This window comes from Gilliamella sp. wkB7 (genome assembly GCF_001693435.1).
Taxonomy (GTDB): Bacteria; Pseudomonadota; Gammaproteobacteria; order Enterobacterales; family Orbaceae; genus Gilliamella; species Gilliamella apicola_N.
Genome location: NZ_CM004509.1, coordinates 662,667 through 683,495 on the forward strand (window position 1 = coordinate 662,667; position 20,829 = coordinate 683,495).

Genomic DNA, 20,829 nt, shown 5'->3' on the forward strand with positions numbered 1-20,829 from the left:
ATTTATTGAGCCGACCCTATTTTAAATACACCGCGCGGCATTGCTGATTTAGTGTTAGGACCGAACCAACGATTATAAATAGTTAATGCCTCACCATTGGTTTCGAGTTTTAATAATATTTGGTTCACTTTGTCTATTAAGCGAGTTTCTCCTTTAGGGATACCAACCGCTTGATATTCTTGTGTGATACTAAAGGGTGAAATTTCGAAGTTTTCACGCTGTTCTTCTGGTATATTGGCGAGTAAGCCAATTAATTTAGCATCATCTTGAGTAATCGCTTGCACCACACCATTACGTAATGCTGCAAACGCAAATGGTGTATCATCATAAGAGATCACTTTTGCAGTTGGATACTTTTCACGAAGAGTAATTTCCATCACGGTGCCTTTATCAGCGCCGATCCGCAAATTTTTCAGATCATCGGCTGTTTTAAGTACGCCCTTTTTAGCAATAAATTTTTGACCGGTAGCAAAATACGGCAAACTGAAATCGACTGTTTTTGCTCTTTCATCGGTAACTGTAAAGTTTGCCACAATTAAATCCGCTTTTTTTGAGGTTAATAATGGAATACGATTCGCTGGATTAGTTGGTACTAATTCAACTTTGACATTTAATTCTTTGGCAATTGCATTAGCATAATCTATATCAAGACCTACAATTTTATTGGTTGTTTCGTCAATAAAACCAAAAGGCGGGTTGCTATCAAATACAGCTATTTTAATTTCACCCCGTTTTTCGATATCATCTAAACGATCGGCAAAAGCAGAATTGGTGCTTAATAATGTGCCGAGAAAAGCAATCGTTATTAGCGATTTAGTAAGAAATTTCATTCAAAACCTCATTAAAAGTTATATTAGGTACCGCTAAAGTCTATCAACAAAAAAATGAAATAAATAAATAACAAATCATCACATAGTTATAACTAAAAGTTATATTAAGAGAATTAAATTTGCTTTATAAGATTGTTAGTGCCTAGAGAATACACTCTTTTTAATAACACATTAAAAATGATAATAATCAGACCTTACATTAAAAAAATCTGGTCTTTAAAAAATAAACGATTAAAAATACATATTGTTAAAATCAATAGATGTATTGGTAAGAGTGAACACCCACCCATTTCAATAATATTGCTGGAATATGCTTAGAGATTGAGATTCAAATTGATAAGATTGTACGCGATCAAAAGGGAGGATTTTATGAATGACTATACTATATTATTTCACACTAACCGTGTATCCATAATATAGTATAAAATGTGGATTAATATAGCGAGTTAGGCTCAGTGAACAAACACATTAATGATGTTTAAATTCAAGATATTTTCTTAATCCTGGCGGCACAGATTGCAATAAGTAAATGTTTATTGCTTTTTCGTGACGTTGCCAAAAAATACCAGCCACAATAATAGATAAACCTATTATTGTTAAGGCAAAAGGAAACAGTAGGCTATCTTCAAATACGTCATATGACAGATAACTTAAATATCCCGTTATTCCTAAACCGCCAAAAATAACAAAAACTCTTCTAACGATTATTACCCCTATTAGTATCATGAGTAAATTAACACAGCAGTAGAGAAATTTATTTAACTCACTGTCTGAATTCATTGAACTTAATGCTCCCCAAAAAGTGAGAACGCCAAATAAATAGAGCCAAAATGACAAATCTTTATTACTTTTATTCTTTATATCAATAAGAAAGGCCACCCCAACAACCAATAATCCAAACCATAGCGATACTTGTTGACGCACATTAAAATAATCCGAATAATTAATATCGTTTTTTGCATAATCCAATAAATGAACTAAATAAGGTGTAAGATCCATACTCATATACCACAGTGTAAATGCTAGTGGCATAAATAAAAAAGAAGATCGATATCGAAGAATTAGACAAACAGCAACCAATACGGTCGCTAACTCCATAAATAACCAACGAAAGTCAATATATCGATGATAATCTTTGTAATTATAATGGTTATCCCAAACGCCTATAGCATTTTCAAGTCCATAAACCCCTAAAGGCGTTAATACAATTACTAACGTTATTAATATATTCGCTGGAATGATCAGATGATAACGTTTTAATAAAAATTGTGCAGCGCAAAGTGCAGAGATGGCATAAATCGCACTAATACACAATAAACCAATACCGCCTAAATGCTCCCAACCTAAAGTCATAAATAGTGACATCGCACCTATCGCAATCAAACCTCCAAGATAATACAATATATGCGTAAATTGAAAGCTAGGCAGATGTTTATTCTGTTCTTTGAAAAACAACCATAATTGTTCTGCCTGCTGATGAGTCAATAATTTTTGTTCCACTGCACTCGTTAATTGTTTATAGGTAATTTTCATAAGTTATATAACTCTTTGTTAAATTATAATCACCTAACGAAATATCTCACTATCAACAAAAAAATAAGCAATTTCGCGTTCTGCTGATGCTAAAGAATCGGAACCATGCACGGCGTTTTCTCTCATACTGTTCGCAAAATCGGCTCTTAAAGTCCCAGCAGCGGCTTTAGATAGATCAGTGGGTCCCATAAGTTGTCGGTAGCGCTCAACGGCATTGTCACCTTGTAAAACTTGAACAACAATTGGTCCAGACATCATAAAATTTACCAAATTAGCAAAAAAAGGCTTGTCTTGATGCTCAGCATAAAAACCTTCAGCTTGTTCTTTTGTTAACTTCACCATTTTTATCGCAATAATATCGAGTTTAGCTTGGTGAATTCTTGTTTGAATTTCGCCAATAATCTGTTTTTTTACCGCATCAGGTTTAATAATGCTGAGAGTTTGTTCAATAGCCATGTTAATGTTCCTTTACTAATCTGACATAAAATTTATTCGGACAATTTGTCCACTTTCATCTAATACCAGTAAACGATGTTTTCCATTTTTAGTCACAGTTAAAGCGACTTTTTCATTATCCTTCGAATTAGCCACTAAAGTACCATCTAAAAACCACCATTTTTCACCAAATCCACCTTCAGGAATTAAATCAATCGTGACTTGATTATTGCCTGGTAATGGTCTAACGAGTTGTTTATCCCGTAAACCAACAATATTAAGTGAGGCAAAGATATCTTTACCCATTACAGGACAATTTTTATCAATTGGGGGCAGTAAAGATTGTCGTCTTTCTTTAGTTAATAACCAATTTTCTAATGAAATTGGCCACAAAGCTATCTGTTTTTTTTGTGCTCCTATACAATCAGCTGCTACACGCTCACCACGATCATTTACCCAAATATTTATCCAACCTGAACGGTAAATATTATTTTTTAATTCACTATAGGTGCTTAATGTTGGTGGCAACATATTATTTAATACCCATGCTGTTTTTTGACGATGACAATTAGCATCAGATTCAGGAAGTGGCTGCCCTGATGGCCAACAAATTTGGGCGCTTGAGACTGATTCAGGTTTCTCATAAGTGAGGAGAGGATGATTTAAACGACTTTCTCTATTTAATAATATCGAATTTACTTGTTGCAAAATTGGAGTTGCAGACATTGAACCATACTGCCCAACAACAGGCGTACCGTCAGGGCGCCCAACCCAAATGCCTATTAAATATCGAGGATTCATACCAACTGCCCAAGCATCGCGATAACCATAACTGGTTCCTGTTTTATAAGCTAATAAATTGCTATTAATTAACATTTGCCGTGTTATCCATGCACTACCATCAGAGATAAAGGGTTTATTAATTAAAGGATCAGATTGAATATATCGTAAAGGGCTCACATCCCCGTGCCTTGCAAATGCACTGTATGCACTAACAAGGTTATCCATTCTAAGTGAAGCTCCACCTAATATATAGGAAATATTCGGATCATTTGCGATAGAGGATAAAGGTAAACCAATACCCGCGAGTTTTCCTGCAAACCTTTTTGGACCATATAATTCAATTAATTGAACTGCCGGTAAATTTAATGATTTACTCAATGCATCAGAGGCACTAACTGGTCCATGAAAACCCTCATCAAAATTTGTTGGTCGATAATCAGTAGTAATACGCGGAATATCTTGTAGTAACGATTCAGAATGAATCATACCTTCATCAATAGCAAAGGCATAAATGAAAGGCTTGAGTGTAGAACCAGGAGAGCGTAACGCTCTAATCATATCGACTTGACCAAAACGCTCTTTATCGTTAAAGTCAGCAGAACCAACATATCCTTTAACCGTCATATCGTCATGATCTACCACTAAAATTGCCAATGATGTTTTAGGCGGGAGCTGTTTTTTTCGATTAATAGCAAGATCTTCTAAAATATATTGAATAGAAACATCAATAGTGGAATGAATAATATTATCATTAGGATATTGCTGTTTTAAACGATAAGCCAATAATGGTGCTAACTGTGGTGCTTTTCGTGGATAAACCCAAACTTCATCACGTCGAACTTGTTCAATCAACTCTTTTGGCCAAACATCATATTGAGCAAGTCTATCTAATACTTTGTCACGAGCTTGCTTAGCTTTTTCAGGAAATCGATCTGGTCTTAATCGACTTGGTGCTTGAGGCAATACCGCCAATAATACCGCTTCACTTCGAGTTAATGCTTTAGGTTGTTTACCAAAATAAGACCAGCTAGCGGCTCCAATACCCTCAATTGTGCCTCCATAAGGCGCATGATTAATATATAAAGTTAAAATCTCTTCTTTACTATAATGTAGTTCAAGTTGAAAAGTCCGAAAGATTTGTTTTAATTTACCGATAACTGTTCGATCATGAGGAGAGAGTAACCGAGCCACCTGCATTGAAATGGTGCTACCTCCTGAAATAATTTTATTATTGGATAAGTTTTGCCAAGCAGCTCGAAATAACGACATCGGGTTAATACCAATATGATTATAAAAATAACGATCCTCATAATTTAATAACACATCAAGATAATAATCAGGAACTTCATCAAGGCTTACCGAATAACGCCAAATACCCTTTTCATCAGCAAATCGCCATAAAGGTGTTTCATCTTGAGCAACAACGGTTTGTGTTGTTTTATTTTGCGAAATAGATAATGGAAAAAAATAATCCAAGACAAAAAAACTGCCGACTAACAAAACTGATAATAATAATAAAAAAAGAAATGATTTATAAAAGAACTTTTTCATTATTGATATTCGATTATCCAACACAATTTTAAAAAAATAAAAATTCCGCCAACGCTATTGGCGGAATAGTCAATGAAGTTAATCTTAGCGATAGTATTGGAATTTTTACTATCCCTTGATTAATTAATTACTTTCTTTATTAGGAACAGATATCGTCATCAAATCTGGTGATTGTCCGATTGCAAAACGATCAGGGCTGTACATAGATTCAACATAAGGATAAGGAATCATGTAATTACCTGTTGTTACCGCTCTAACTAAATAAGCAACACGTTTATGATATTTTTGGCGTTCCTTATAATTTTGGATATTAACAGCAGCAACATATCTATCATCTCTAAATTCCTGATATTTAAGTTGACTTACATCATCATCTTTCAATAAATCAGATACACCAGGAATTGATGATAAATTCACGCTGCTATTTGAAAGATTCTGATTTTCAAGTTCTAACCCAGCTGGTAAGTAATCAACAATCAATGCATCATGAACAGGTTCTTTTGATGTTACATCTAAAATCACAACCATCATGGAACCCACTTCTAATTGGGATGGATTGATTTCGTTGCCATGTAAATCGTAATAGGTTCGAGTAATATTGAAGAAACTATCTTTCGATGTTGGTGCCGGTGGCGTTTTTCCATACCCAGAAAGCGAGAATTTAGCATAAAGTGGTCTATCATGTTCTGAATTATTGATAGATAACCCTTGGCTTAAGGCTTCATAATTATAGGAATGAGAATAGACTGAATTAACCTCAACAATACTATCATTTATTGCCAGTTTAAATTTATCATCTTTTTTATGTTGCTCTAATGACCAACCAGCAATAAATAATGAATTTAACTCCTGAGTTGAGTAATAACGTTTATTTTTTAATAATTCTGATAAATTAACTAAATAATTGGCTTGATTTTTTGTGTCCATGTCGTTTTCAATTAATAACGATAAAATTAATGTTTGATCACGAACCTCAGTACCATAATTACCCCGCCATGTACTGTAGTTATACGGAGTAGTGAAGATTAATGGTAATAATTTATCATAAACAGATGTCAAACCATTTAACTTCGCGCTTAAGGCTAATTGAGCCAAAGGTAACGGACTATAGATAAATGATTTATCCTTGCTGATCTTATCTGATAAATAATTAATCTCATTACGCATCGCTGAGGTAATCTTATTTTGTTTAGATAGTATCATCAACGCATAAGCTTTAATAGAGAGTTTTTCAAACTCAAGTGCATTTTCATCCCTATAATAATAAAGATTATTAAATGCAGAAGTATCATAAATATATTGACCAAGACGCGACATTGCTACATCAAGAGCTTTATCATTTACCTGATAACCTCGCTCTTTAGCTTGCAATAAAAAGTCAGTAGCATAAACAGTAAGCCAATGTTCTTCTTCGCTATGATTACTCCATAAACCAAAACTACCATTACTACGTTGCATTGATAAAATCCGTGAAATGCCTTTTTGAATTTTTTCTCGGCGTTTATCATCAGAATCAGTTTTAATACCTAACTGTGCAAGCTGTTCACTGTTAGCATATAAAGATGGGAATAATCCACTGGTTGTCTGTTCTAAACAGCCATAAGGATAGGCAAATAAACTTTTGATATATTGAGCAATATTCAATGGTGGATGATTAGAGATAACCAATTGCCCTTCAATGGTATTTTCAATCAGTCCCATTAACGCTTCGTCAGGTAATTTCCAACTTTTCTTTTCATCTAACACTACATCAAAATATCTTGTAGTTGCAGCATAGGCTGGTCTTACGCCGATAGCCCATGAACGATGAATATCAAAATCTGAATTATCATCAATAACAATCCCTTTCACATCTATATTTATAGTACCTTTACCATAACCATAATCTGCGACAACAGGAATTTGAATAATATTTTTTTGTTTGCTATCAAGTCTGACAGGAATAGATTTTACATCATTTTGATGAATCAACCCCGTTGTTGATACTTCAACTTGCATATTTTGAGTCGTATCAGTCAAATTATGAAGATCTAATGCTAATACTGCTTGATCTCCCCCAGATAAAAAGCGTGGAGTTGTTAATTCGGCAATAACAGGAGCGGCAACTTTCATCGTTTTTTCTGCTTTACCAAAACGATTGTCATCCCATGCTTGCGCCATGATGCGCAATTCACCATTAAAATTAGGTAATGGTAAATCAATAACACCCTCACCTTGGTCATTTAACTGAATGGTTTTCAATTGTTGAGCAACAATAAGAACTTCATTAGACGGTTTTTTTCCGCCAGCGCCCATCGCATCACCACCAAAACTCATGTTAACATTACGCCCTGAAGCCTCAATTAACTTACCATAAACATCAAAAATATCGACATCATAACGTTTACGCCCTAAAAATCCAGCATAAGGATCTGGCGTAACATAATCAGTAATATTTAATACACCAGAATCAACAGCTGAAACTAACACTGTGACTTGTTTATCTTTTTGGATAAATTTTTCATCCATTTTGATTTTAATTGGAACAGTACTTTCTGGTTTCACTTGTTTTGGTGCATTTATTGAAATATTTAAATGGCGATTTGTTGTATCAGTAGGTAAATAAAGCAAACCAATTGCTCGTTTTACTGTTTGTACGGCAGCATTAGTTGATGGACGGATTATCATGGCATTAATATAAATATCATGTCTTCCCCAATCTTTAATTGGTATATCGACATCTAAACCTTTTTCACCAACAGTAATTGCTTTTTTCCAAATGATACCATCATTCGTTTCAAGAGAGATATAACCAGAGCCTGCTACTGGAGCTTGAACGTTGACTTTAGCCACATCACCGACATTATAAAATGGTTTATCAATACTTAACTTAACTTGATCGGGACGTACTGATTTCGTACCACGTGTATTATCCTCCCAATCATAACCTGACCAAAAGCGAAAGCTTGTCACTACTTTAGACGCTTCATCGATCACTTCAACACGATAAGATCCATAATCACTGGTTAAATAGCTTATTTTAGTCGTACTATCCTTTTCAATTGATAGCTGATCTTCCGAAATAACAATCTCACTGGAATTATGATTAAGTTGCCAGCCATCTTCACTTGACCAAGTCCAATAATATTCACGACGTTCACGAATCAATCTTGTTTTTAACGAGTTTGTGGCCAGTTTGTTACCGTCTAGATCAACATAAGCAATTTCAAATTCCGCATTAGTCCCTATATCAACGGTAGGACGCTCATAATAATTATCAGTATTCCAATCATAATAAGGTGAATCACCAATCAATGCTCGGATAGCTGGTAATTGATTAGCAGGCCAAATGGTTTGAGTTGCATAACGTGTAACCGGTCTACCGCCTGAATCGAGTAAACTCGCTTGTAAAACTACTTTCACTGGAGAATGTAAATTTGCCCAATTACTCCTTTTAATATGAAGCTGGGTTAGACCATCGTTATCTAATGTTTCTTCAAAAGAACCAAGTTCACTATAAAGATTACCATCTGTCACTGAACCAATTTTGAAATCGGCTAATCCGGTAATGGAGTCAACTTTCTTTAAATAAACATTAGCGTTTAGGCGATTATCTGATGCTGGTGCACCATACAAATACCAACCTTTGATATCAAAGTTAACATCTTCATCGTTTAATATTGGACCGTCTGACGAACTGGTTATTTCCATCGCCATACGTTCTGGCAAAAATTCTTCCACGTTGAAATACCAATAACGATAGATATCATCACCTAAATTAAAACGAATTGACCATTTACCTGTTGCCGCATCAGATGGAATGACAAAATTTGCCTGATATAAACCATTGGTATTAGCACTGCTTTTTAATTGAAAATTTTTAACTACACGCCCATCAGTTGAAATCGCATCGGCAATAATTGGTTGATCAGGCAATGGTTGCCCATCCGCATCACGCAATAATGCATTAAAATAGACGGTTTCATCTGGACGATAAAGATCTCGTGGACCAAAAACAAATAATTGTGCATGAGAATAAGGAGTACCGGATAAATCGAATTCAGTCAAATTAAGGGCATTGCGATCTACATATATAAATGAAGTTTGTTTTCCATCATTGGCAAGCAATATCCAGTTATCATCATGGGTATTCATAGAAAATTCAGCATAACCATCTTTATCTGTTTTTTCCAAAACACTACAATCGTCGTCTTTTATTCTTACATAACGACAAGATATTTCGATATTTGCAAGAGGCTTACCATCATCTAAACCATGAGCCATAACCGAAAATCTATGGTTTTTGTAGTTATGAACTGAAATACCAATATTACTTATTGAAAATAGGGTTGCTGGATTTGATTCATTGTAAGTTCCAGCTTCATTCATCACCGCAACATAAACACCTTCTTGTTTAAGTTCACTAATTTTAGAAAGATTGACTAAAACAGTTTCTTGGGCATTAGGTTTAGGATTGAGATCAAAACGTGACGAGTAAACTAAATCAGCATAACTATTGAGTTCTTCTGAGCGCCAAGCATATAGCATATTAATAAAGCCAAATTTATCAAAGAAATCACTTATTTTTTCTGGCTTAATTTTAAAAAAGTTTATGTCGACCTTATTAACGTTCAATGTCGTCACAGGTAATCCACTCATGGACTTACTCGGTAATAATAATCCAGTACTTGCAAAATTTACTAATGGCTGACGATCCCTAGTGGTTAATTCTTTTTCATAAACTGATTGTAAACTCTTGTTATTAATCGCCGTTAACATTTTATCAATGGTTAAATCTAATTTACGATTTGGTGCAAGATAACGATGTCTTAATTCCAAACCATTATCAGACAACTCCCAGTCACCATCGACAACACCCGTTTCCTTGTCAACTAATTTCAGTAAATTTGAAAAATTTAATTTAGGAAGAAGTGGAACAGAAAAAGTCACGACTAAAGTACTTGATCCATCAATAATCATCTCAGAACAATCAAGAATTTCAAATTTTTTATCTTTATATTTTTCGATTAATTCTGGTGTTGGATTAAATACATTATGCAATTGCGAATTAACACTCGAGTTTTGAGTTGTGCTATTTTTTTGATTAGCGGGTATATTTGTCGTTAGCTCGTTGTTTTTTGCTTGTGCACATAGTGTTAAAAACAAACCCAACATAGCTAAGTGTTTTATTAATCTCATTATTCCACCCAATTCCTTTTATTTCACTAAATGTTGTGACTATTTTTTGTCAATATTATGCACTGTCACCAAACATTTAGCAAAATATCTTTACAGATAAATTGAATTTTAGGTAAGCAAGCAAATTTTTGAAAGAATCATTGATCTGTGTTTATTGGAAAGTAGTATTACTGATATTTAGAACTTATTGTGTTATCAATAAGTTCTAAATATTGACAATTTCAGAATTATTAAGCAAAAACTGGTTGATTTATTGTTTTTTTGCAGTTAATTTTTTTAAGATAAAATTCAAAATAATTCCATATAATGGTAAAAAGAATAAACCACAAATTAAAATTTTAAAACTATAATCCATTAACGAAATTTCACCCCAATGATTAGCCATAAATTCATCACTACTTTTGTAAAAGGCAATAGCAAAAAAGACAATAGTATCAATACCATTACCAAAGATTGCTGAAGCTGAGGGTGCTACCCACCAAAATTGATTTTTTCTTAAATAGTTAAAAACAGTAATATCCATTAATTGCCCAACTAAATAAGCTGCAAAACTGGCTAATGCTATGCGAAAAACAAAGCTATTAAATTGGGTCAATGCTGACCAACCTACCCAATGGGTTTCGAAAAATAGAACCGAAATCAGATATGAAAACAGTAAAGCGGGAATCATAACCACAAAGATAATTTTTCTTGCCAAACTGGCACCAAAAATACGGATAGTTAAATCAGTGGTTAAAAAAATAAATGGAAATGTAAAGGCTCCCCAAGTAGTATGAAATCCAAAAATATCAAATGGAATTTGCACCAAATAGTTACTGGAAGCAATAACAATAATATGAAAAAAAGCTAACCAGCCTAGTGCGTTATGCTTTTGCTGTCGAGTAAATTGTTTTTCAATCAATTGTGAATGAACGTTCAAATACATATTTGTTTCCTTTTTTAATGGGGTGAGAGAACCCAGATAAATATTTTTTAAGTTTTAGCCAGATATTCTTGTAGACCTTTATCACGCAGCATACAACTTGGGCATTTACCGCATCCCCCTTCTACACCGTAATAACAGGTATGAGTATTTTGACGAATATAATCAAGATAACCCAATTTATCAGCCATTTCCCATGTTTGTGCTTTAGTAAGATACATCAACGGCGTTTTAATATTAAACGTAAAATCCATTGCCAAATTCATGGAAACATTCACAGACTTAATAAAAATATCTCGACAATCGGGATAACCACTAAAATCTGTTTCACATACGCCAATAATAATATCGTTAATACCTTGCTGTTTGGCATAACAACCTGCTAACAATAAAAACAGCATATTACGACCATCGACAAACGTATTTGGATAATCGCCATCTTGTGCAGCTTTAATTTCTTGTGAATCGTCAATCAAAGCGTTATTGGTCGTCTGTTTAATAACCGATGTATCAATTACGGTTTGCTTGACACCTAAATCTTCAGCAATCCATTTAGCTTTATCTAATTCAATACTATGACGTTGACCATATTGAAAGCTGATAGTTTCAACATTCTCACGTCCATAATCGGCAATGGCTTGTAATAAACATGTAGTCGAATCTTGCCCGCCAGAAAATATCACGAGTGCTTTACGATTTTTCATGAAAAAAATTCCTGTCAGATTGAACAAATTAGCGATTATCGACTTTTTCAGGATAAAGATCATGATTCGCTAAACGATTGAGCGCAATTTGCTCCCATCGAGTATCAGCTTTACCATAATTGGCATAAGGATCAATTGAAATACCTCCACGTGGTGTGAATTTACCCCACACTTCAATGTATTTAGGATCCATTAATTTGATCAGATCTTTCATAATGATATTGATGCAATCTTCATGGTAATCACCATGATTACGAAAGCTAAACAGGTACAGCTTAAGAGATTTGCTTTCAACCATTTTAATGTTAGGCACATAAGAAATATAAATTGTGGCAAAATCAGGTTGCCCAGTAATAGGACAAAGACTGGTAAATTCCGGACAATTAAATTTAACAAAATAATCATTACCGGGATGTTTATTATCAAAAGTTTCCAGAATTTCTGGACTATAGTTTGTTGGATAGCGAACAGACTGATCGCCTAATAATGTAACTTTACTCATAATTTTCCTTAGTTTTTTAGCGTGGGAGGTTCACGAACCACGAGACAAACCGCACACATTACTCTTTTTTACAAAAAAAGTCTAGAATATCGTTCTTAACCCTTGTGATTAAACATATGACGTGTGAACGAATGAATTAGTTAACTGTAAAAACTAGCGAATATTTCTCTACAAAATTATCTGTATAACGTCATAATACCCTTCGATTTCTAATCGTTTATTAAAAAATAGTCAGGTAAATGATAATACAAAACTTCATCTTTTTTACTAGCGTTAAGGGTTAAAACAATTTTTACAGGAATAATCTAAGTGAAATGAAAATATATTTGCCAGAATTTTAGTTATATAACATATAAAAGATGACCTCAAATAGTTAAATAACTACATGAGGTCAATGTTGATTAAATAAATTTCAATATTATTTTGCCGTATGAACCTATTTTTTTAATTAGGGCAAAATTAAAAAATTCAGATTATTTAGTTTTAGCTTTTTCATAATAATCCGCTAGGTTATTTTTTGCTTCAGAAAGTTCTTTTTCTGCATCATGTAATTTAGATTTTAATGCATCAATTTTATCATGATTTGCATCAACACCATCTTTTTCATACTCTTTCGTTTTTTCGGCTAATTCTTTGGTTTTGTCAGAAACATTTTTGCTTTTTTCATCCACCAATCTTTTATATTTTTGCTCCAATGTTTCATCGGAACAATTGGTATTAACTTGTTGAAGTGCTTTTTCAAGCCCTGTTACTTCAAAAGTATTATTGGCTTTTTTAGCTTGTTCTATTTTTGTTTCGATTGCTTGCTTTTTAGCATTGCAAGTTAATTCTTCACGTGTATCCTTACTTGATGCATAACTATTTACTGAAAACGCTGTAACTAAAGTGATAATGCCTAATTTACTTAATAACCCTATTGCTGATTTCATATTGAACCCCCTAAGTTTATTTTCTTAATTGAACATAATCTACTTTGTGATCTTCACCTTTTGTCAAAATTAAACTGGCTCTTTCTCGGGTTGGTAAAATGTTTTCAACTAAATTTAATTCGTTTATATCGCGCCATAAGCGATTGGCAATACTGATTGCCTCTTGTTCAGGCAATTTAGAATAGTGATTGAAGTATGAATTAGGATCACTAAAAGCCCCTGCTCTAAATTTTAAAAAACGGTTCACATACCACTGATTTAATAAAGATAAATCAGCATCAACGTATATTGAAAAATCGACATAATCCGAAACAAAGACTCGATTATGTGCTTGAGTATAATTGACCGGACCTTGTAATACGTTTAATCCTTCCAAAATTAAAATATCTGGGCTGTCAATTACGATCTCTTCATTTTCTACAATATCATAAACTAAATGTGAATAAACCGGCGCTTTAACTTCCGCTTGTCCTGATTTAATATCCGCAACAAAGTTAATTAGCTTTTTAAGATTGTAAGATTGTGGAAAACCTTTTTTATTCATAATGCCTAGATCTTCAAGGCATTTATTTGGATATAAAAAACCGTCAGTGGTAACTAAAGCTACTTTTCTATGTTCAGGCCAGCGAGTTAACAATGCCTGTAATACACGTGCTGTAGTACTTTTACCGACAGCAACACTGCCAGCAATACCAATTATATAAGGGATTTTTTGGCTTTTACCTAAAAATTTGGATAATACTGCCTGCCGACTAAAACTGTTACTAATATAGAAATTAAGCAATCTTGATAAAGGTAAGTAAATTTCACTCACTTCATCCATTGATAAATCTTCATTGATTCCCTGTAGAGAAACGAGTTCTCCAGGTGTTAAGGTCATTGGTTCCGCATTACGCAAGCTTGCCCATTCTTTACGGCTAAATTGCATGTATGGACTCAAATGATTATTCATGTTTATTTCTCTATAATGATTGACTCTAGAATATTCGGCTCAGATTATACATAAAACTGTAATTTTACAATCACAAATTCACAATGTGTCTTCCTCATAGCTATATTTAAGACTTACTGATAAAATACGTTGAATAAATGATTAACCAAAGTGTAAAACAGAGATAGTATGTTAAAAACTAAATCGAAACAAAAACCCAAAAAAAGCCGTCAAGAAATTAATGAAGAGTCTCGTGAACTCAAACGTAAACGCAAACATAAAGGTTTGCCTAGTGGTTCACGCTTTAATAATACAGATAATAACAAAAATAACAATACTCAAAAAGCAGTAAAAGATCCACGTATAGGCAGTAAAACGCCGATTGCTTTAGTCGTTGATACAAATATCAATACTACTAAAGTAGTTAAACAATCTAAACCTAAAAAAACTGTTTTTTCACCACAACAAGAATTAGAGCAACTTGAAAACGATCCTAAATTGGATATGTTACTCGATTTAGTTGAACAAAATGGCAAGTTGACTAAAGAGCAACAAACTTATTTGGACAGCAAATTAAATCGAATTGATGAACTGATGCAAGAATTGGGTTATACCGACGATGATTTTGAAGATCTCGATGATCAAAAAGAAGATATCGTGAGTTTATTAAAACGTAATTAATAGTAGGTAATGGTTTTAGCTTGCCTAATATTAATTTTTCAGTAACGTCAGGGATTGAGTCATAAAAAATCCCTGACACACGTTGATAATAATGGATGTCTTATTCAAATCATAATTTATAACAATAGCGAGCAAATAGTAATGCCAATATTGATAATGTTAAGTTTATATTTTGGATTATTAATTTGCACATTATTGTATTTGCATAAAACAAACCAGATTAAACTGAAACTGACAACAAAAACCAGAGCAAAACGTATAACTAAGCGAAAACCAACTTTAATAAGTCATGGATATAATAACGCTAAACACAGACTTAAACGGAAAAAGAAGCATGACTGAAACACAATTATGGGATCAGACCTTAATTGAAAAATATAACTATTCTGGTCCAAGATATACTTCGTATCCCACTGCACTTGAATTTAATGAAAGTTATAATGAACAGGATTTTTTGAACGCGACTTCTCGTTACCCCACTCAACCATTATCCTTATATGTACATATTCCGTTTTGTCATAAACTTTGTTATTTTTGTGGTTGTAACAAACTTATTACTCGTCAAACACACAAAGTCACTAAATACCTTGATATTTTAGACATTGAAATAGCAAAACGCGCCAAACTTTTTGAAAACAGAGTTGTTACACAAATGCATTGGGGAGGAGGAACCCCCACCTTTTTAACGGTTCAAGAAATTAGCCGATTAATTACCTCTCTAAAATCCCATTTTAACTTTGCTGATAATGCCGAGCTGTCAATTGAAATCGATCCTCGTGAAATTACGCCACAAACTATCGATCATTTAGCCAGTGTTGGGTTTAATCGCTTAAGTATGGGGATTCAGGATTTTAATCATGAAATCCAAAATCTGATTAATCGCGAACAGGACGAAAATCTAATTCGGTCATTGATCGACCAAGCTCGCAAAAATCGTTTTCATTCAATTAGCCTTGATCTAATTTATGGTTTACCCAAACAAACGGTTGCCAGCTTTACCGAAACACTCAATAAAGTGATTGATATCTCGCCGGATCGTTTAAGTGTGTTCAATTATGCACATTTACCAAGTCGCTTTGCAGCTCAACGCAAAATCAAAGATAACGATTTGCCCAATGCGGCGCAAAAATTATTGATTTTACAAACCAGTATTGAAAAGCTAACCCAAGCAGGCTATCAATATATTGGTATGGATCATTTTGCTAAACCAACCGATGAACTTGCTCTTGCTCAACAGAACAATAAATTACATCGAAACTTTCAAGGTTATACCACACAAGGCGATGCAGATTTGCTCGGATTAGGTGTCTCTTCAATTAGTATGTTAGGCGATAGTTATGCGCAAAATCAAAAAGATCTTAAAATCTACCAGCAACAAGTCGAAGAGATTGGTAATGGTTTATGGAAAGGCTTCACATTAGATCGTGATGACCTTATCCGTCGTGATGTGATAAAACAATTAATTTGTCATTTTTATCTTGATAAAAAAATGATTGAACAGCAATACAATATTAATTTCGAAGATTATTTTGCCGAAGATTTAGCACTTTTACAGCCATTGCAGAAAGATGGATTGGTCATCATTCATTGCGATAAAATTGAAGTTCCACTTAAAGGTCATTTACTGATCCGTAATATCTGCATGTGTTTTGATACTTATATGCGTAAAATGGCAAGACAACAGCAGTTTTCGCGAGTAATTTAATTTTAGTTAAGCCCAAAAAGTTACGGCTAACACCGTAACTTATTTAAATAAATTGAAAGAAATGCTTTTAGCTATTTAATGACTCGCTAAATAAACTTTAAATTTAGTTGTTTGTGCAATGACTTCCACACTTTTGAATGTTTCGTCTAAAATTGATTGATAAGGCAAAAATGAATTTGCCACAATGCACAAATAACCATTTAATTTTAGATGCTTTTTGGCTTCTTTAATTAGCGTATTGACGGCTGTGTAATTTGTCTCTTTACCATCATGAAAAGGAGGGTTAGAGATGATAAGATGATATTTATCATTCAAATTAGAAAATACATCACTTGCAACAACACTTCCTTTGACATGGTTACAATTTAGCGTAGCTTTACTTGACTCAATTGCTGCACTACTCACATCTGACAGGGTGAGCTCAATATCTGGATATAGTTTACCGACAACCGTAGATAATATGCCCGAACCACAGCCAACATCTAACACATTGCCTTTGATGATTTCAGCATGGTCAACTAAAGCATTGAGTAATAATTCGGTTCCAGAATCTAACCCTTTTTGGCTAAACACACCTGGCAAACTTTTAATTTCAATATTTTGATTTTCAATGGTTAGATGATAACTCAACCACCATTCATTTAAATCAAACGCTAAACGACTTTCAGCCTGAAAATGGTACAATCCACAGCGTCTTGCACTATCAATTTTTTGAATGGTACCAAAATCATTTAATAAAGCTTCAACACTTTTTACACCAGTACGATTTTCGCCGACGATAAAGATATCGCTCCCTTTGGGCATATTATTAAGTAAATAAGAGAGCTGAAATTGTGCTTCACTTTTCGTTTTTGGCCAGTAATAAATTAGCGTATTCATTCCAGCATAAAATTTAGCATCCGGGAGTAACGAAAAATTAGTTTGCGCTCCACGCACACTATTTTTTAGACGCAAATAAGTATGAAACTGAGTACAGTGAATTTTAACTTGATTTGCGACCATTATTGCAGGATAACTATCTTGAATATCACCTGCAATAATCACATTTTTATCATTAAAAAATGTTTGATGACGTTCAATTACCTGACTTGCTGGAGTAAAAACAGATGTTGCCATAGTACCTCAATGAAAAAACCTTTATAATTTTAGTCGTTGATTATACAATTAACCCTTATTATTCACTAATAAAAAATAGTAATTCCATAATGACTGAACAAGATTGGTATTTGCAACAATGCAATATTACTCAATATATTTTGCGTAATTCAGCAGTATTTAAAGGTGAAATGGCAACCCATATTAGTGATGAAATTCGTTTAATTGTTGTTGCCGACCAAAAACCAATGCAAAAAATATACAAAGATATTCTTAATGCTATTCGACTTAAAGAAGATCAAGTATTAATACTTACACCATCACAATTGATTATTCCAGCTAGCGATATAAAAACAGTAGTTTGGTTTATCGATATTACGCCTGATGAAAACTGGCAAAATCAATTAACCATACAAACAGCAAGTTTAGATGTTTTAGCTAATGCACCACAACAAAAACGCCAACTTTGGCGACAATTATGCCAATATGAAAACTATTTCCATCCTCAACCACAATGATTTAACCGAGGCTTTTGCTTTAGAGCAGCTTTGCCATACGCTTCCATGGTCTAAAACGACGTTTTTTTCAAATCAAGGCGATCGTTATTTAAATTTAAAACTGACCATAGATAATAAAATAATTGGTTTTTGCATCTGCCAACTAGTTGCCGATGAAGCCAATCTATTTAACATTGCTATTCATCCTGAATTTAGACAGAAAGGCTTAGCTAAAGAGCTTTTAAATAAATTAATTGAAGAATTGATGTCACTCAATTCTAATAAACCTATTGCCTCTTTATGGTTAGAAGTGAGAAAATCCAACAATGCAGCGATTCGCTTATATCATTCACTTGGTTTTAACCAAATAACAATCAGAAAAAATTATTACCCAACTGTTGATGGAAAACAGGAAGATGCCATTATAATGGCCTATACCTTAACTTTATAAAACAGCAAAGTATATGACAATGCAAAGCAATAGAGCCCTACTTTTTGTAAATGGGGAACCGCCCAAGTGCTATCCCAACAATATAGATAAATATGCTTTTATTGCCGCAACAGATGGGGCTTATCATAACTATCTTTATACTTCATCAATAATCCCTAATTATATTATTGGTGATTTAGATAGTTTAGATAAAAGCCGTTCTCTACCAAGAGGAACTGAAATTATTCATACCCCTGATCAGAATAAAACGGATTTTGAGAAAGCAATCTTATTTTTAGCAAATAAAGGGGTGAAAAAATTTGATATTTATGGTGCTTCTGGTCATGCCAGTGACCATTTCTTAGGAAATTTATCAGTTGCAATGTATTATTATCATCGATTGGATTTTACTTTTTATGATAACTATTGTCAGTTCTTTTTTTCCAAAAAACAGCAAACTATTTATGATGTAAAAAACCATATCATTTCTTTTATCCCTTTGTCTAAAGTCACAAATGTCACAATTACAGGCGTTAAATATCCATTAAGTAATGCAACATTAACGTTAAGAGGATTAACAAGCTTAAGAAATAAAGCCATCATGGATTTTGTAGAAATATCCTTTAAAAACGGTGATTTACTTGTTTTTATAGAAAATAAATGTACACAAGATTGACAATAACATTTACATTACTTTACAATACCGTACACAACTATACACACATTAGCAGAAGAATTACTTAAAAAGGGCCTCCTCCATGTTCATTAAAAAACTGTTTGTGCTTATTTGCTCTTCACTAATTTCTTTTGTGGTTTATGCACAAGACCAAACTATCGTAAATGAAACAAATAAAGTAGTTGATTCTTTTTTTCAGTGTGATAATCAATTTTTCAAGCAATTAGCAATAAGTAAAAACACTTTCGGTCAGTATGCGGATTTAGCCACTGTTGATAACTTTGCTTATATTGTTGTCGATTCGGTTGAATATAATAACAAAAATAAGGTGATATTTAAAAAACCAATTGAATACAAAGGATTAAAGATTGTTGGCTATCAAAATATCTTTATCCCAACACCATTATCTGGCCAATTTTATTATTGGGGATTTATTTTAGACAATAAATCTCAAGACGTTAAACAGTCGCTTACTAACATTAACTGGTTAAATTTTAACGAAAAAATTTATTTTGCTAATCCTAGAATTTATGACCGCAAAAGTAAAAATCAAACTTGGTTAGATAACCCTTATTCAATTGACATGGTGATACCAAAACCGGGTACTGTTGAAAAGTCCTTATATTTAGAACCGATTGCAGATAATCAGAGTCGTATAATTTGCTCAATACAAGGAGATATTAATAAAAAAATTCTCTATTCAGTACGCCCAGATATGAAACCTATCGATAAGGAGTATGAAGCAAAGCGTAAAAAAAGAATTGAAGATTATAACCGATTAAAACAAAAAGAGAATCAAGAAAAACTGAAATCCCAGCAAGAAAAAGATATTAATCAAAAGTTAATCATAACTAATTCAAAAAATGGGGATAAACTCTAAATGAAAAAATTATATTTGTTATTTATTCTCTTTTCTTTTTCAGCTTTAGGTAATGATTTTAACACTTCAGCTTCAACCAGTAATAATAAAAGTAATACAAGTAACTCTCAGGAAACAAATGAAAATTTAAAAGATTCGCGCATTGGGGAACAATTTATCCCAATGACTAAATTTAATGAAGATAAATCGATAGGCTATTCTTTTATTGATAGGAGTTCTATTGTTCTGCATCCCTATAATAAAAAAATTCGAGTATTTAATGAGGTGGTGAATTTTATCCCTCCACTCACGCAAGAAAATAGTGAAGGTGAAAAAATCACATACCGATCAATTGTGATTCAACATTTCGCAAACTGTGACAAGAAAGAAATCGCTAAAGGAATAATCCAATTATTTGAAAATTACTTTGGTGATGGTCGTTTGGTGAGTACTAATGACACACCTAACCAATGGGCAAATGCAATTGACAATAATGAACAACGTCGATTGTTAATTGTTGCTTGTTCATTATCTATTGCTCATTAAATATTACTGATTTTTTGTTGATATCTGACTGCCACTTCTTGT

General features: G+C 33.2%; 18 protein-coding genes and 1 riboswitch. Of the genes, 7 read left to right on the forward strand and 11 right to left on the reverse strand.

Annotated elements, in window-relative coordinates; translation table 11 throughout:
- Positions 1-2: 2 nt before the first annotated feature.
- The 10 genes from A9G17_RS02840 to coaA form a co-directional block, all read right to left on the reverse strand.
- Entirely contained in the window at positions 3-830 is an 828-nt protein-coding gene (locus A9G17_RS02840; RefSeq protein WP_065737408.1) for an ABC transporter substrate-binding protein, read from the reverse strand.
- 468 nt (positions 831-1,298) lie between these two features.
- Positions 1,299-2,363 carry a DUF2157 domain-containing protein gene (locus tag A9G17_RS02845; RefSeq protein WP_065737409.1) on the reverse strand — a complete coding sequence of 355 codons (1,065 nt, stop codon included), beginning with the start codon at positions 2,361-2,363 and terminating at the stop codon, positions 1,299-1,301.
- Positions 2,364-2,396: 33 nt separating this feature from the next.
- Positions 2,397-2,819: a nucleoside-diphosphate kinase gene (ndk, locus tag A9G17_RS02850; RefSeq protein WP_065737410.1), complete on the reverse strand. Its 423-nt coding sequence runs from the start codon at positions 2,817-2,819 to the stop codon at positions 2,397-2,399.
- A 15-nt stretch (positions 2,820-2,834) separates the two neighbouring features.
- Positions 2,835-5,132 carry a penicillin-binding protein 1C gene (pbpC, locus tag A9G17_RS02855; protein ID WP_065737411.1) on the reverse strand — a complete coding sequence of 766 codons (2,298 nt, stop codon included), beginning with the start codon at positions 5,130-5,132 and terminating at the stop codon, positions 2,835-2,837.
- A gap of 123 nt (positions 5,133-5,255) precedes the next feature.
- Positions 5,256-10,310 carry an alpha-2-macroglobulin family protein gene (locus tag A9G17_RS02860; RefSeq protein ID WP_065737412.1) on the reverse strand — a complete coding sequence of 1,685 codons (5,055 nt, stop codon included), beginning with the start codon at positions 10,308-10,310 and terminating at the stop codon, positions 5,256-5,258.
- Between the two features lie 250 nt (positions 10,311-10,560).
- The gene (locus A9G17_RS02865) at positions 10,561-11,235 is read right to left on the reverse strand and encodes a 7-cyano-7-deazaguanine/7-aminomethyl-7-deazaguanine transporter (protein WP_065737413.1); all 675 of its coding nucleotides are present in this window, start codon (positions 11,233-11,235) and stop codon (positions 10,561-10,563) included.
- 47 nt (positions 11,236-11,282) lie between these two features.
- Positions 11,283-11,936: a 7-cyano-7-deazaguanine synthase QueC gene (gene queC, locus A9G17_RS02870; protein ID WP_065737414.1), complete on the reverse strand. Its 654-nt coding sequence runs from the start codon at positions 11,934-11,936 to the stop codon at positions 11,283-11,285.
- Between the two features lie 28 nt (positions 11,937-11,964).
- Complete coding sequence (queF, locus tag A9G17_RS02875) at positions 11,965-12,438, reverse strand: preQ(1) synthase (protein ID WP_065737415.1); 474 nt, start codon at positions 12,436-12,438, stop codon at positions 11,965-11,967.
- A 2-nt stretch (positions 12,439-12,440) separates the two neighbouring features.
- Positions 12,441-12,485, reverse strand: a riboswitch (PreQ1 riboswitch).
- A gap of 426 nt (positions 12,486-12,911) precedes the next feature.
- Positions 12,912-13,367 (reverse strand): DUF1090 family protein, encoded by a 456-nt coding sequence (locus A9G17_RS02880; protein ID WP_065737416.1) that lies wholly within the window; start codon positions 13,365-13,367, stop codon positions 12,912-12,914.
- Positions 13,368-13,383: 16 nt separating this feature from the next.
- Positions 13,384-14,319, reverse strand: coding sequence for a type I pantothenate kinase (gene coaA, locus A9G17_RS02885; protein ID WP_065737417.1), 936 nt, complete (start codon positions 14,317-14,319; stop codon positions 13,384-13,386).
- 168 nt (positions 14,320-14,487) lie between these two features.
- Between coaA and yihI the strand changes: the two genes are divergently transcribed.
- Entirely contained in the window at positions 14,488-14,979 is a 492-nt protein-coding gene (yihI, locus tag A9G17_RS02890) for a Der GTPase-activating protein YihI (RefSeq protein WP_065737418.1), read from the forward strand.
- A 334-nt stretch (positions 14,980-15,313) separates the two neighbouring features.
- On the forward strand, positions 15,314-16,684 hold the full coding sequence (gene hemN, locus A9G17_RS02895; RefSeq protein ID WP_065737419.1) for an oxygen-independent coproporphyrinogen III oxidase: 1,371 nt from the start codon (positions 15,314-15,316) through the stop codon (positions 16,682-16,684).
- 75 nt (positions 16,685-16,759) lie between these two features.
- On the opposite strand, the gene rsmC is transcribed toward hemN, so the two are convergent.
- Positions 16,760-17,800: a 16S rRNA (guanine(1207)-N(2))-methyltransferase RsmC gene (gene rsmC, locus A9G17_RS02900; RefSeq protein ID WP_065737420.1), complete on the reverse strand. Its 1,041-nt coding sequence runs from the start codon at positions 17,798-17,800 to the stop codon at positions 16,760-16,762.
- Positions 17,801-17,889: 89 nt separating this feature from the next.
- On the opposite strand from rsmC, the gene A9G17_RS02905 reads away from it, so the two are divergent.
- The 5 genes from A9G17_RS02905 to A9G17_RS02925 all read left to right on the forward strand — a co-directional run bounded on the left by A9G17_RS02905 (position 17,890) and on the right by A9G17_RS02925 (position 20,787).
- Positions 17,890-18,297, forward strand: a complete 408-nt coding sequence (locus A9G17_RS02905) for a DNA polymerase III subunit psi (RefSeq protein WP_065737421.1) — start codon at positions 17,890-17,892, stop codon at positions 18,295-18,297.
- Entirely contained in the window at positions 18,266-18,727 is a 462-nt protein-coding gene (rimI, locus tag A9G17_RS02910) for a ribosomal protein S18-alanine N-acetyltransferase (protein ID WP_065737422.1), read from the forward strand. Before A9G17_RS02905 ends, rimI begins: the two co-directional genes overlap by 32 nt.
- A gap of 19 nt (positions 18,728-18,746) precedes the next feature.
- Positions 18,747-19,382, forward strand: coding sequence for a thiamine diphosphokinase (locus A9G17_RS02915; RefSeq protein WP_065737423.1), 636 nt, complete (start codon positions 18,747-18,749; stop codon positions 19,380-19,382).
- A gap of 82 nt (positions 19,383-19,464) precedes the next feature.
- Entirely contained in the window at positions 19,465-20,262 is a 798-nt protein-coding gene (locus A9G17_RS02920) for a hypothetical protein (protein WP_065737424.1), read from the forward strand.
- Complete coding sequence (locus A9G17_RS02925; RefSeq protein ID WP_065737425.1) at positions 20,263-20,787, forward strand: surface-adhesin E family protein; 525 nt, start codon at positions 20,263-20,265, stop codon at positions 20,785-20,787.
- Positions 20,788-20,829: the final 42 nt, after the last annotated feature.